General features: G+C 32.6%; 16 protein-coding genes. 5 read left to right on the top strand and 11 right to left on the bottom strand.

The features are described from left to right. Positions 1 to 111: 111 nt before the first annotated feature. Entirely contained in the window at positions 112 to 300 is a 189-nt protein-coding gene (locus AC5YC8_RS13715; protein ID WP_147433948.1) for a hypothetical protein, read from the bottom strand. A gap of 518 nt (positions 301 to 818) precedes the next feature. Between AC5YC8_RS13715 and AC5YC8_RS13720 the strand changes: the two genes are divergently transcribed. Continuing rightward, positions 819 to 1,331, top strand: a complete 513-nt coding sequence (locus tag AC5YC8_RS13720) for a YfbU family protein (RefSeq protein WP_496164869.1) — start codon at positions 819 to 821, stop codon at positions 1,329 to 1,331. A gap of 60 nt (positions 1,332 to 1,391) precedes the next feature. Here the strand turns inward: AC5YC8_RS13720 and AC5YC8_RS13725 are convergent, their stop codons facing one another. The 5 genes from AC5YC8_RS13725 to AC5YC8_RS13745 all read right to left on the bottom strand — a co-directional run bounded on the left by AC5YC8_RS13725 (position 1,392) and on the right by AC5YC8_RS13745 (position 3,937). Next, the gene (locus AC5YC8_RS13725; RefSeq protein WP_496164870.1) at positions 1,392 to 1,760 is read right to left on the bottom strand and encodes a hypothetical protein; all 369 of its coding nucleotides are present in this window, start codon (positions 1,758 to 1,760) and stop codon (positions 1,392 to 1,394) included. A 159-nt stretch (positions 1,761 to 1,919) separates the two neighbouring features. After that, complete coding sequence (locus AC5YC8_RS13730) at positions 1,920 to 2,522, bottom strand: hypothetical protein (protein WP_496164871.1); 603 nt, start codon at positions 2,520 to 2,522, stop codon at positions 1,920 to 1,922. Between the two features lie 89 nt (positions 2,523 to 2,611). Then, positions 2,612 to 2,893 carry an addiction module antidote protein gene (locus AC5YC8_RS13735; RefSeq protein ID WP_067865280.1) on the bottom strand — a complete coding sequence of 94 codons (282 nt, stop codon included), beginning with the start codon at positions 2,891 to 2,893 and terminating at the stop codon, positions 2,612 to 2,614. Next, positions 2,894 to 3,196 carry a type II toxin-antitoxin system RelE/ParE family toxin gene (locus AC5YC8_RS13740; RefSeq protein WP_180090340.1) on the bottom strand — a complete coding sequence of 101 codons (303 nt, stop codon included), beginning with the start codon at positions 3,194 to 3,196 and terminating at the stop codon, positions 2,894 to 2,896. Between the two features lie 309 nt (positions 3,197 to 3,505). After that, entirely contained in the window at positions 3,506 to 3,937 is a 432-nt protein-coding gene (locus AC5YC8_RS13745) for a hypothetical protein (protein WP_496164872.1), read from the bottom strand. 194 nt (positions 3,938 to 4,131) lie between these two features. Between AC5YC8_RS13745 and AC5YC8_RS13750 the strand changes: the two genes are divergently transcribed. The 3 genes from AC5YC8_RS13750 to AC5YC8_RS13760 all read left to right on the top strand — a co-directional run bounded on the left by AC5YC8_RS13750 (position 4,132) and on the right by AC5YC8_RS13760 (position 5,562). After that, a complete protein-coding gene (locus AC5YC8_RS13750; protein WP_496164873.1) occupies positions 4,132 to 4,611 on the top strand; it encodes a hypothetical protein in 480 nt (159 codons plus the stop codon). Between the two features lie 3 nt (positions 4,612 to 4,614). Then, positions 4,615 to 4,944, top strand: coding sequence for a hypothetical protein (locus tag AC5YC8_RS13755; protein ID WP_496164874.1), 330 nt, complete (start codon positions 4,615 to 4,617; stop codon positions 4,942 to 4,944). A 108-nt stretch (positions 4,945 to 5,052) separates the two neighbouring features. Next, positions 5,053 to 5,562, top strand: coding sequence for a hypothetical protein (locus tag AC5YC8_RS13760; RefSeq protein WP_496164875.1), 510 nt, complete (start codon positions 5,053 to 5,055; stop codon positions 5,560 to 5,562). Positions 5,563 to 5,622: 60 nt separating this feature from the next. On the opposite strand, the gene AC5YC8_RS13765 is transcribed toward AC5YC8_RS13760, so the two are convergent. The 4 genes from AC5YC8_RS13765 to AC5YC8_RS13780 form a co-directional block, all read right to left on the bottom strand. Continuing rightward, positions 5,623 to 6,153: a hypothetical protein gene (locus AC5YC8_RS13765; RefSeq protein WP_321098977.1), complete on the bottom strand. Its 531-nt coding sequence runs from the start codon at positions 6,151 to 6,153 to the stop codon at positions 5,623 to 5,625. Positions 6,154 to 6,379: 226 nt separating this feature from the next. Further along, complete coding sequence (locus AC5YC8_RS13770) at positions 6,380 to 6,931, bottom strand: plasmid replication DNA-binding protein (RefSeq protein WP_496164876.1); 552 nt, start codon at positions 6,929 to 6,931, stop codon at positions 6,380 to 6,382. 130 nt (positions 6,932 to 7,061) lie between these two features. After that, positions 7,062 to 8,207, bottom strand: coding sequence for a hypothetical protein (locus AC5YC8_RS13775; RefSeq protein WP_496164877.1), 1,146 nt, complete (start codon positions 8,205 to 8,207; stop codon positions 7,062 to 7,064). A gap of 23 nt (positions 8,208 to 8,230) precedes the next feature. Continuing rightward, on the bottom strand, positions 8,231 to 9,511 hold the full coding sequence (locus AC5YC8_RS13780; RefSeq protein ID WP_496164878.1) for a MobA/MobL family protein: 1,281 nt from the start codon (positions 9,509 to 9,511) through the stop codon (positions 8,231 to 8,233). A gap of 376 nt (positions 9,512 to 9,887) precedes the next feature. Between AC5YC8_RS13780 and AC5YC8_RS13785 the strand changes: the two genes are divergently transcribed. Continuing rightward, positions 9,888 to 10,331 (top strand): hypothetical protein, encoded by a 444-nt coding sequence (locus AC5YC8_RS13785; protein ID WP_496164879.1) that lies wholly within the window; start codon positions 9,888 to 9,890, stop codon positions 10,329 to 10,331. A gap of 68 nt (positions 10,332 to 10,399) precedes the next feature. On the opposite strand, the gene AC5YC8_RS13790 is transcribed toward AC5YC8_RS13785, so the two are convergent. After that, positions 10,400 to 11,416 carry a replication initiation protein gene (locus AC5YC8_RS13790; protein ID WP_496164880.1) on the bottom strand — a complete coding sequence of 339 codons (1,017 nt, stop codon included), beginning with the start codon at positions 11,414 to 11,416 and terminating at the stop codon, positions 10,400 to 10,402. Positions 11,417 to 11,710 lie beyond the last annotated feature (294 nt).

The raw sequence follows: 11,710 nt of genomic DNA on the forward strand, positions 1-11,710 counted from the left end.
ACTAACCTAACAATCCACCCCCACTAACCTAACAATCCACCCCCACTTATTAGGCTGTAAGCCCCTGTTTACAAGCGTTATAGCTACCCTGTAAAGCTTTTTTAAAGCTTTTTAAAGCTGTAAAGCTTTATAAAAGCTTTTAAAAAGATTAAAAATAGAAAAAGAAAATCGCCCTTGGTACTCGGCAAGCCTCGTACTATATTGCTGTTCGCTTACGCTCACAGCATCGGGGGCGATTTTTATAACTGCTGTACCTGATAACCAAAAGAAAAAAGAAATTATGGCATTCGCTTCGCTCATGGCATTTTTAAAAGCAAAAACTTAGAAGTTCGCACCCTTCGGGATGCTCTGTTACTTTCATTGTGAAGCTGATGGAAGCTTGTAATCAGAGAAAAAGCATGCCGAAAATCGTATTTCATCAGTTCGCTCGTAGACACTCGCTCTATAAATAACTGTTATTGTTTAAATTTTCTTAAAATTAAGCATTATTTTTTGAATTTTATGATTGATTAGAAATTTTCTTTTTCATGTTTATTTGATGGTTATATTTCAAGTTAATGTAAAACATAGCTCTATTTTGCCCTCATTTGCGCTCTATCCAATGTTTCGTGTTTTTATGATGACAGTAACAATAAGTGTTCTATCGTTGAATATGGAGCAAATAAGAGCCTATTTTTCAAGTGAACTATCAGGTGGACATTTCTACTTTGGAGTTACAATCCCAATTTCGTATAAGAAATTTTATGTTAAATACTGTATTGAATTTTAAAAATAGGCACCAATATCAATATTTTGAATAATTTATATGAACACGAACTATGTCTAATTTAGAAAATTTAACTGATACAGAACGATTAATTTTGGCGAACCAATATGAAATATTGAGTAAGTTCGAAGATAGTGATTATGGCGCTGAATATTATAAAAAATTATCAAACAATTTAAGAAATGGTTATAAATGGTTATACCAAGATCATTTCCAATGTCTAAGTGATGTTCTTGATGACAATGATAGTGAGTTAGTTGTAAAGACATTAAGCCTATATAGAACTTTAAAAAATAATTACGATGATCTGAATGATAAAAGTGTCATTGATGAAACCACGATTACTTTTCAAGGATTTGATGGCAATAATGAAAGGCGTTTAATGAGCTTTACACAAGCATTAAAAGAAGATGATAGATTTACAGATATTATTGAAGGCGGTCAGATGAATTCTCATAGTCCTAAGAAAAACAAATATCAAAAGATGCTAAGCAAGTGGAAAGAATTAGATGAAAAAGAAAAACTTACACTTGAAGAAATGATTTCTATTGTAGAAACCTACTAAAAAATTCAGAAAAAGTGGGATTATAAATCCCACTTGTATCAAGCTATTAAAGTTATATTTCTACTTGATTAAGTAAGTTGTATCGCTATCAGGAAAGCTATTCCATCCTGTCCATATATCACTGAGAACAACCTTATTTCCTTGTAAAGACTTTACTTTATATAGAAATACTCGTGGTGGCTTATCTGATGAGATCTGATTTTTTTCAACCATCATAAACGTGTCATTACTTATCCATCGTATTCTGGTTGGTAAGTCTACTGTACAAGGAGATTGATCTCCCATTAGACCAGAGTTTTTTGACAGAGATAGGCCAGCACAATTGCTACCTTTCATTGAAAGAATTTTTCCTGTCAAAGCTGTTTTATAATCAGCCGCATAGAGAGTAGTTGAAAATAGTGAAAGACTAATTAAAAAAAATTTTTTCATGATAAAGAACTAGCGATAAGAATTTAAAAAAATATAGGTATTACAATCACTTTGGCTTGGTAGTAGGTTTAGGCACTATTTTTGGTGCGCTATCCATACAAGTAGTCGTATTACCTGTATTAATTGTCGTAGTATTAGATTTATTACTTTTATCTGCGGTCATGTTAGATACTTGTATATTATTGATAATGGAATAATTATAACGAATAAAACTCCTGATATGGAGATGTACTGATAAGCTTTCTCTAAGAAGGTGGCTTTAATTTTATTGGCTGATTTGTACTCATCGATAACTTCTTTCATTTTTTTTGCATTATCTTCGTAAATCTCATTTAGCCTGTTAGCATTTTGCACATAGACATTAATAGTTTCTTGAGTGGATGGTAGATGTCTAGTGGTCTTAGGTTTTAAGACTCGCAATAGATATAACCAACTTACACTTAAAGAACTAAATAAGAATATTAATAAGATAATTAGAATAACTTGATAAAATTGAAGTGCTATTGATAGCGAGCATAAGCTGACTAAATTATTTGAAAAGTTATTAATAACAACTAAGAATGCCGTGATGATCACAGAAATCATAGTAAGAAATTTAGACGCTTTATCTTCTAATTTCTGAAATCTATTCTTTTCATGTTCTACGAGTTTTTGGAAATATTCATAGAGAGCTTTACAAGCATCAATGCTCTCTTTCAATGCCTGATCCGATCCATGTGTACTATCTAAACGAGAAGAAAAGAGTTTTACTATTTTTTTCACTAACTATTAACTTCCTCTAAAATTAACATAATACACGTTATACGAAATTAAAAAATGGAGCCTAAAGTTCCATTTTTTAATAACTTTTTTTAAATTGCTAAGCGCAAATTCAGTGCTTTTACAACTTTAATCACCGTATCAAAACTAGGGTTCACATCACCAGAAAGTGCTTTGTAAAGACTTTCTCGGCCTAGACCTGTATCTCGTGATAATTGAGCCATTCCTTTAGCTTTAGCAATGTTACCTAAAGCTTTAGCAATGAATGCGGCATCACCATTAGATTCTTCGATACATGCTTGTAAGTAAGCCTGCATATCTTCTTCTGTTTTAAGATGCTCAGCACTGTCCCATTTGCGAAGTTTAATAGCCATTTATAGCTCCTCCTCTAAATCTTGTGCCAATTGCAGGGCAAGTTTTATATCTTTACTTTGCGTAGACTTATCTCCGCCTGCTAAAAGAATAACAACCCTTTGCCCTTGTTTGCAGTAGTAAATCCTATAGCCTGGTCCAAAGAAGAAACGTAATTCAGAGACACCTTCACCAACTGGTTCAGTATCTCCAAAGTTTCCATCTTCAACCCGATCAATTCGGACTTGTATGCGTCTTTTTGCGTGTTGGTCTTTTAACTTGGTGAACCAGTCATCAAAGACTTCAGTGGTATATATTGAGTACATAAGTAAAATGTATCCTATAGGATACATTTATGCAAGAAATAAACTTGGTTTTGGGCAGCCTGAAACGCTGAATTTCGTATAAGAGATTTTATGTTAAATAAATTTCACAACATGTCGATGCGGTGTGTGAATCCTAATCTTAGCTTCTGAGGAAAAACTCAAATCTATAATTAAAAACTTTAATTACTAAAAAGAAAAAAAGCTATCGCAAGGTCGAGTTAGAGAAGTGGATATGGTACTTTTTCAAAGCACCCCATTGAACTTTGATCAGGGGGAATACCCCCGATACCCTCTAAAACCTGTAATTCATTATTCTGTTGGTTTTAGATTTATTCCTTCAATATTGTTAATTAATGGCTTAGATTCATCACATTTTACTGTTGCTAGTAAATTACCGTTTTGTTCAACCTCTACACCAGCCCCTGAATACTCATCAAATTTATCAATATTGGAGAAAACTCGATACGTAGTACTTCCATTCGGAATATTTACTGTGTAATTCATATTTCTACCAAATCCACTCCATTGATATGTACTTGCTCTATTGCGTGGTACAGAAATTGATAGTTCAGGTTGATTAGTTCTGCCAAATGTATAACTGATGGACTTGTTAGCATCACAAACTTGGATGATTTTATTATTTGATGTTGTACATGAAAAAATAGTAGTTGAGCTACTAGGACAAGCAGCACTGACATATCCACTTAATGACATAGCTGTAAGCACAATAATTTTTTTCATTTTCTTCCACTGCTGTTTCTAGATAAATAAACATTAACTTAACTATTAGTAAATAGCTTTATAAAATCCGTACTTTTTTGGGGGTGCAAAATTCCTTTTTATACAATGGAAGTATAATTTTTTATTCTAGTCAGATATAGTTTTTAAAAGGCTAATCTAGTAGCCTCTCAAAACTTATTAAAAGATAAAGCACTATGAATAAACTAATCCTGTCATTTTTTTTAATGTTCTGCACCCTATCTTTCGCTAATGCAAAAAGTGATATACCTCAATTTTCCGAATATCCAGCAACTATTTATAAGGGAAAATCAGCCAAATTAGATATGTCTGATCCAGATGCTCGTATGTTTCGCACTAGATTATCTGAAGCACTAAAAGAACCTGTAAATTTTGGCGGAGAATACGTGATAACAATGTGGGGGTGTGGGACTATGTGTAGAAGCTACTCTTTAGTTAATAAAAAAACTGGCCGTGTTTTGAAAGATGGTTTTGGGGGTGAAGAGCAACAAGAAGATGTAATTGGAGCTAAGCCAAATAGCAATTTGATAATAACTAAAGAAGAAATATTAAATGATGATTATGAAGTTGATCACATTGTTATTAGATTCTATGCTCTTGAAAAAGGAAAATTTAAACTATTAAAAACAACTAAAAAACAACTCACTGAGAGATAAAAAATGAATAAAACTATGCTGACTATTACAATTTTCACTATCTCATCCTTAACTCAAGTATTTGCATCAAAGGTAGATGATTGTGAGAACTTCTATGAAATAGCTAGTGAAGTTATGAGAATCCGTCAAAGTGGTATGGATCAAATGGAATATAGAAATGCTACTAAAAAACAATTCCAAGGGAGGGAGCTATCTCGCAGATTAAATCTAATAGATGAAGCATACACAAGACAATATTACGGACACATTCCAGAACTACAAGAAGGTATAAAGGTCCAAATTAAGACATTTGCAGAACGAGCTTATAAATTATGTAAGCGTGGGGAGTGGTAAGTTTAGAGCCTGCAAATAATTTTTAAATCTTACTCAAATTATCGAGGACTAATAGTCTATTGATAGTATTTACCAACATGGTAAAGCCCATCAAAAGAGTTGTGATGTATGAATAAAGAACAATACATTTATGATTATTACTTAAATATCGTTAAGCCAACTGTTGCAGAATTTCTATTAGATAAATCCAATTTAAGAAAAGGAAGATTAGCAGCAATAGCACTTGATCACATGAGAGATTATCGTGCTGTTCAATTGGATATAAAGAATTATAAGCAAGATTATTCGCCGAACATGGTATTAGACAGCATAAAGGATGATTGCCCAGATGCTGTATTTGTAAGGGATGTGTGTAATGCAAGTAAGCATGCAATATTGACCAATAACTCTAAAGTTCCTAGAACTCTGTCAAATACAGGACAAGTTAAAGCCGAACAAAACAGGGGCTTATTCTCAGCTCCTTTTGGTCAATCTATGTTTGGTGAATCTAATTATGTATTTATCAAATTTGATAATGAACAATATTTTAATGGGGAAATAATTTCATTTCGAAAATTGCATGACTCCATCAATGAGGTAATTAAATACTGGGATAAACAACTAAGTATTAATGCTTAGATATCTCACAAATCGCCAATTTACGTGAATGAAATTTAATTAGTAGCAATATTATATTTTTCATTCGTTGAATTTCATATGTGATGTAGATTCTGCTATATAACTTTGAATTTTATCATTTCGAGGTGTAAGCCAAGTGCATGCAATGGATGTGAATTTTTCTATGTTTTCTATAAAGCTATGATCATCTACATTAATTCTAGCTATTTTTAGGATGTTAGTGATTTCTATTAAATCTTTATTGGTAAACTTGACATCTAGTTGATGTGCAACTCTATTTCTTAAATTATTTATTCGAATGATCCCAGGTTTTACAAAGGTTACAGCTTGATTATCTGGGAGCAATTTCATTTTATTAAAGAAGCTTAGTTTTGCTTCATTCAAATTATCTAATCCAAGCTCTTTCTCTAAAAAAATATTTAAATAGTGTTCAATAATTAAGTGGCACTTTAATACTTTTGCTATTTCTGAATAGTCATTACTTATTAATGATTGAAAGTATTCCTCTCTCTTTTTGTATTCAGCTTGAATTTCATCCCAATGTGGTTCTAACTTATCAAATGCTAAACTGATATCTTCTTGTGAAAACATAAAAACTCGCTGCGCTATGGTATTGATGAAAGTTAAGATTCGCTAAAATTAACATAATACACGTTATACGAAATGCTTCTTTTTATTTAATATAAATCATAGTCTTATCGTATAGCGAAAAGCCCAATCGAGTGTGATTGGGCTTTTTTGTGGATTCTTCACGTTCCACGCCTACTTCTTAATCATTGTTCCACGGAAAAGTTCAAAATAATTAAACAATCTCTAATTAATCATCACTAAAAACAGCCTTAGCTAAGCGACCCAATAAACCTCGTTTTTTAGGTTCCGGTGTTATCGTAGCAGCTTGCTGAATAGGCTTATTTTCTATTGCTGTAATTTGTTCGGGCTGTACAATTTCTTGTAAGTCTGTAGTTGTACGGATTTGTTCATTTGTACTGTAATCCTGACTGTCAGGCTGAATATTTTTAGGTGTATAGCCAAGTGCTAATGTTAGGTTGTCAATTTTATCTTTAAGTTGCTCAATCTCTTTGTACATACGCCTTTCACGTTCTTCGGCAACTGATTTATCATGTCGTAATTCTTCAATTAATTGCTTGTACAGTTCAACTGTAGTGTTGTCAGTTTCCTTACTATCAGGCTTACTGTCAGCCTGACTGTTAGGCATACCGTAAACACGTTGCATTTCACTAAAATCAATGACTTTTCGATTCTTAGAGTCAATTTCATAACTAATAGAACCATTCTTCATACGATCATAAATAGATGTACGAGCGATTCCATATTTTTTGGCTAATTCTGCAACGGTGAATTTAGGCATTGTTCTTTGATTGGTTTTATAGCTATGAATAGTGATTCATCATAGCTGATTTTTTATTTAAATATGGGAGCCAAGCTTCTGTAAAACTAAAAAGACACTAAAGTGTCTTTTTAGTTTTAAGCTGTTTTATTTACTTGGTAAATATATTTAAGTATCCATGTTGAGTTTGAACTTGATGAGCAGGTGTCTTGCTGAAATAACAAAAATCAATTGGACGGTTTTGCATAAATTGCTGCTTCGGCATGTACGCATTACATTCTTCTTTGTTGATGCTACGAAAGCCATTTTTCATCCAATTATTCTGTAAATCCACATAGCCAGTCGCTGTGTTTACAACGCTTTCAGCTGATTTGGTTGTGATATAAGAAGCACCTGCAAAAGTAGCTGATAATCCAATCCAAACTCCAAGGCCAATTAAAAGCCAATTTTTCTTAACTACAGCTTTTTCTTGGCTAACGTGATTTTGATATGCTTCTTCACGTTGCATATAGATTCTATTTGATTTATCTGCTGTCTGCTGAATCTCTGAACTTATCGCTTTGAGCTGTTTTAAGTCGTTTTGATATGTTGAGATGACTTCTCTATGAAATTCTTTTGCACCGCTTTCGACTTCATTTTTTGTCTGTTGTAACGTCTTACTAAGATGCTGAAATGCTTTATTTGAAAGTGTTTCAGCCGTTTCTTTGGCTCCTGTCTCAATTTCAACTTTTAAATTTTGGACGACTTGCTGTGTCAATTTTGCAGATACATCATTAATAATTCTGTTGGAAATATCAGTTGTAATGATTTCAGTAAAACTATCTGCAATTGTGTTGACTTCGCTTTTCAACTTTTTGATCTGACTGATAGCGATATCAGTTGCAGCATTCATATTTTCTTTGTATGTCTTGCTTGAGCTGTGTAAATAACGATTAAGCTGTTGTGCAGTTTGATCTGCATTATTCAGTGTTTTGATTGTGTCATTAAGCTGTAGATTTTGTGCTTGCTGTTGCACTGTCTGAATTGCTTTTTCAGCAATACAGATTTGCTGCACGACATTATTTAACTGCTTGCTGACGTTTTGAATATCATCAAAACTCGATGCAATCTTGCTGTCAAAATTAGACAATGTTTCAATCAGCTTCGGAAAGTTTGTACTAACGGTATCAGTTTTCGAAGCAATCATTTTCAATTGCTCCAGGAGCTCAGATTTTGCTATCTGAGTCTGTGTATCTTGATTTTCTATCGTGCTGACAATCGCTGTCAGTAAATCAATAATTTCTCTGTTGTCAGTCATGTGACTGCTCCTATTTTTTTAAATTAAAACGGTGAATAATCGGTGTCATTGTCATGCTTTGGCTTCGATTGTTCTGCTTGTTTCTGTTTCAACCGCTCTAGTTTTTGACTAAGCGTTTCATGCTCCGGTTTCGGAGTGGGGGAAATGTTGGATTCTTTAAGTCTGTCGAGTTTTTCTCTCAAATCTGTTTGCTCTGGCTTGTGATCTGCGAGTTCGTTATCTATTAACTGATATGCATTGTTGATCTGATCAAGCAAGTCTTGAGCTTGTTCAAGTTCGGATTTTGGTAACGCTTTTAAGCTATCTAATAACTCTTTTTCAGCAAGTTTTTCACCGTTTAGAATTTTATAAGCTAGCTCCGCAGGCAAGGGAACATTGATAAAATTTATATAGTCAGATTCGGTTTGTTGCTTTGCTTTCTGCTGTTTGTTGTATTCGTTAACGTCCATCTTTTTACCGTTTGCAATACGGCTTTTCACCATTTCACCTTCATGAGTAGTTGCGGAAATTTGCAGACCTAAATCTTTATAAGATTTATGTGTATAACGCTCAATACGGTTATTTTTTTCTAGTGAATTGTTGATACTCACACATAATTTTTCACGCATGAATTGCAGAAAATTTTGCTCAAGATTCATTAAGTCTGGCTTATCTTTTTTAATCTCTGAGCCGTATTTTATTGGATTAAAATCTTTTACTTGGCTACCAAGTTTAAACGTATCACCAAATGATTTTTTTTTACGTTTAGCTTTAAAATCTTGCTCAGTCATCCGTTCAATTTTGCAATATGGAATTACAAAATGAACATGATTATTTTGAATCTGTAACTTTAAATCTTCATCATTTTCGGGCAAATTATACTTTTCAATCTCAGCTAATTTTGCTTTTTTTCGCTTTAAATTATCTGCTTCATGTATCGCAAAACTGATAGATGTTCCATACATATTGGTGAACATATTGCAAAATTCTTCGACAATTTTTACTTGTTCTTCTTTGGAAACTTCGGGCGGTAAAGCGGCAATAGAACTATATGCAATAATGTTTGTCGAAGCATGACAATTGTTTTCAATATGATTATAAAATTGTTCTTCTGTCATATCAGTTTTAATGTCATTAGGCATGAAAAAACCTGTTTCAATAATACCTGATTTATTTGAAAAATTATGCTCCTGACCTGTGATTTCATTTAATAATTTTCGAGCATTGATATATGCAATTATTCTTAATATGCTGTGACCATTTGATTTTTTTACAGTCGAAACTCGGTGAGAATATTGATTGCGAATAATAATTTTATTAGACATATCGTTGCACTGCCGTTGCTTTTGCTTTTCTACTTTTAAGACCGTACCTGAAAATAATTATTGTGCAAAGTGCAATAAATTACTTTATCAGGAAAACGGTTTAAAAGTTCCCCCTGCCTTGCATTGGGAGGGGGCGCACGACTCAAATTGAATATGAAGCGAAGCGTAATGTTCGATTTGGGTTAAAGTGCGCTTTTTACTTCGTCATTTCTACAGTTCCAAAATTTTATTTCATAAAATTCTGGAACTGTGAAATGTCGTGTAAAAAGTTTAACCCCACATCGGCTCTCACTCTAATAATTTAAAAGAAATAATTTGTACTTGTTTTTTTTTGAGTGTAATGATTAGATATTTTTATTTTTAAAGGTGTTAAAAAATGACTGAACAAAACAATAATCCAGTTTTTGAAAGTAAAAAATATACTCAAGAAGTTAATGATCTTGTAAATAAAATTACAAGTAATAAACTAAATAAAGAAGAACTAAAAACTGCTAAAAAAACTCTACAAAATATTCAAAAATTAGTGAGTGAAAGTTTGGAAGTATTTAACAATATTCTTCCGGATTTAACACCACTTGAGAAAAAAATTGTAGATTCTCAAAAATTTGGTATTTCTGAATTAGTAATTAAACAAATTTTTGATAAAAGTGAAGATGTTTTAAATCAAAATGAACAAGAACAGTTTATTTATTTACTCACGAAAGTTTTAAAATCTTCTTCAAAACGTGAACAGAATAAAATTTTCAAAGGTTCTGATGATTTGAAAGAAGCATTATATTTACACAATGATGACGCACGTAGAGAAAAATTAAAAAAATAAGATGACAAATTTTTGAGGACAGCTTTAACAAATAATTTTGTTAAAGCTGCACTCAAAATTTCTTATCATTAAAATGGTACTGGTTCTTCAAAGGTTATTCCAAATTCTTGAAGCTTATTAATCCATCGCTCTTGATTACCATTTTTAAAATCATTTTTGATTCGATCAATCATCTCATTTAGTGCTTCACCAGACTCTTGAAAACGTGGCAATAGTTCAGGTTTTTTTATAATTTCTTTATAGACCATTGTTGCTGTAATTTTTTGCTGTTCATTTTGAGGTTGATCTGGTGCTTCTTTCTTGGGTTCCTCTGCTTTGACTGTTCGTTTTTTTGTCACAGTGAAATTAACATGACTTGCCTTTCGCCCTTCTTTTTTCACGGCCTTAAACTCAACAGTTAATTCAGTTTTTTGATTGATAGAATCAATATGAGGTTTGAGAATAGTAGTTTTAAAATCACGATATTCTGGATATGAATCTCCATTGAGTCCAAGAGCAAGTTTTAGCTCTTTCAATTGAACATCAAAATTATAGCGAAACTCATTTTGTATGAGAAACGGATAAAGTTTTAAACCGTGTCCACTTAGAGATATTGCTGACTTTACTTTAAACTTTGTGAATGAATTTTGCTGATTAAATACATACATGATGTAAAGAGCAAAATGTGTAAATGATATATAAAAACAACCATCTTTATATGAGCATGAATTGATTAATCTAGTTCTAATATCTCTATCTTTTTCAGAATGGTAAAAGACCACACTATGATCATAAAGGGCATCTACAACCCGGTTTAATATTGTGTATGTACTATCAACTTTTAAACCTGTTAACTCAGCGTATTCCTTTGCTGTGATGCAAAATTCCATACCTTCATGTGGATCTTCAGCTAAACGTACTTTTGGGCTAAATAAAAATAAAATTTTTAGAACATCGTCTTTAGGAGCCTTTTCATGCTTGAGTTGCCAAAAAATATTTTGAAAAACAGCTAACTCTGCTGGATAACGCTTATCTGGAGCTGATAACGGAAAATAATTCTTATCAGCATCGTCAAAGCTAATTATTTTCTTCTTTAACGCAGGCATTGAAAACTCTCAAGTTTATAGTTTTTAAGTGGGGGTTGTATTGATAATATCACCACCACTTAATAAGTCAAGATGATTGAGTTTTAGCCTAACTAACCTAACAATCCACCCCCACTAACCTAACAATCCACCCCCACTAACCTAACAATCCACCCCCACTTAAAGCCACTAACCTAACAATCCACCCCCACTAACCTAACAATCCACCCCCACTTATTAGGCTGTAAGCCCCTGTTTACAAGCGTTATAGCTACCCTGTAAAGCTTTTTTAAAGCTTTTTAAAGCTGTAAAGCT

This window comes from Acinetobacter sp. FY731, from assembly GCF_059515905.1.

What these genes read in the sequence shown, in the direction of transcription:
- AC5YC8_RS13790 (WP_496164880.1), bottom strand. Translation starts at nt 11,416, where the DNA reads ATGCCTGCGTTAAAGAAGAAAATAATTAGCTTTGACGATGCTGATAAG.
- AC5YC8_RS13750 (WP_496164873.1), top strand. Translation starts at nt 4,132, where the DNA reads ATGAATAAACTAATCCTGTCATTTTTTTTAATGTTCTGCACCCTATCT.
- AC5YC8_RS13765 (WP_321098977.1), bottom strand. Translation starts at nt 6,153, where the DNA reads ATGTTTTCACAAGAAGATATCAGTTTAGCATTTGATAAGTTAGAACCA.
- AC5YC8_RS13770 (WP_496164876.1), bottom strand. Translation starts at nt 6,931, where the DNA reads ATGCCTAAATTCACCGTTGCAGAATTAGCCAAAAAATATGGAATCGCT.
- AC5YC8_RS13785 (WP_496164879.1), top strand. Translation starts at nt 9,888, where the DNA reads ATGACTGAACAAAACAATAATCCAGTTTTTGAAAGTAAAAAATATACT.
- AC5YC8_RS13720 (WP_496164869.1), top strand. Translation starts at nt 819, where the DNA reads ATGTCTAATTTAGAAAATTTAACTGATACAGAACGATTAATTTTGGCG.
- AC5YC8_RS13755 (WP_496164874.1), top strand. Translation starts at nt 4,615, where the DNA reads ATGAATAAAACTATGCTGACTATTACAATTTTCACTATCTCATCCTTA.
- AC5YC8_RS13760 (WP_496164875.1), top strand. Translation starts at nt 5,053, where the DNA reads ATGAATAAAGAACAATACATTTATGATTATTACTTAAATATCGTTAAG.
- AC5YC8_RS13740 (WP_180090340.1), bottom strand. Translation starts at nt 3,196, where the DNA reads ATGTACTCAATATATACCACTGAAGTCTTTGATGACTGGTTCACCAAG.
- AC5YC8_RS13715 (WP_147433948.1), bottom strand. Translation starts at nt 300, where the DNA reads ATGAGCGAAGCGAATGCCATAATTTCTTTTTTCTTTTGGTTATCAGGT.
- AC5YC8_RS13745 (WP_496164872.1), bottom strand. Translation starts at nt 3,937, where the DNA reads ATGAAAAAAATTATTGTGCTTACAGCTATGTCATTAAGTGGATATGTC.
- AC5YC8_RS13735 (WP_067865280.1), bottom strand. Translation starts at nt 2,893, where the DNA reads ATGGCTATTAAACTTCGCAAATGGGACAGTGCTGAGCATCTTAAAACA.
- AC5YC8_RS13725 (WP_496164870.1), bottom strand. Translation starts at nt 1,760, where the DNA reads ATGAAAAAATTTTTTTTAATTAGTCTTTCACTATTTTCAACTACTCTC.
- AC5YC8_RS13775 (WP_496164877.1), bottom strand. Translation starts at nt 8,207, where the DNA reads ATGACTGACAACAGAGAAATTATTGATTTACTGACAGCGATTGTCAGC.
- AC5YC8_RS13780 (WP_496164878.1), bottom strand. Translation starts at nt 9,511, where the DNA reads ATGTCTAATAAAATTATTATTCGCAATCAATATTCTCACCGAGTTTCG.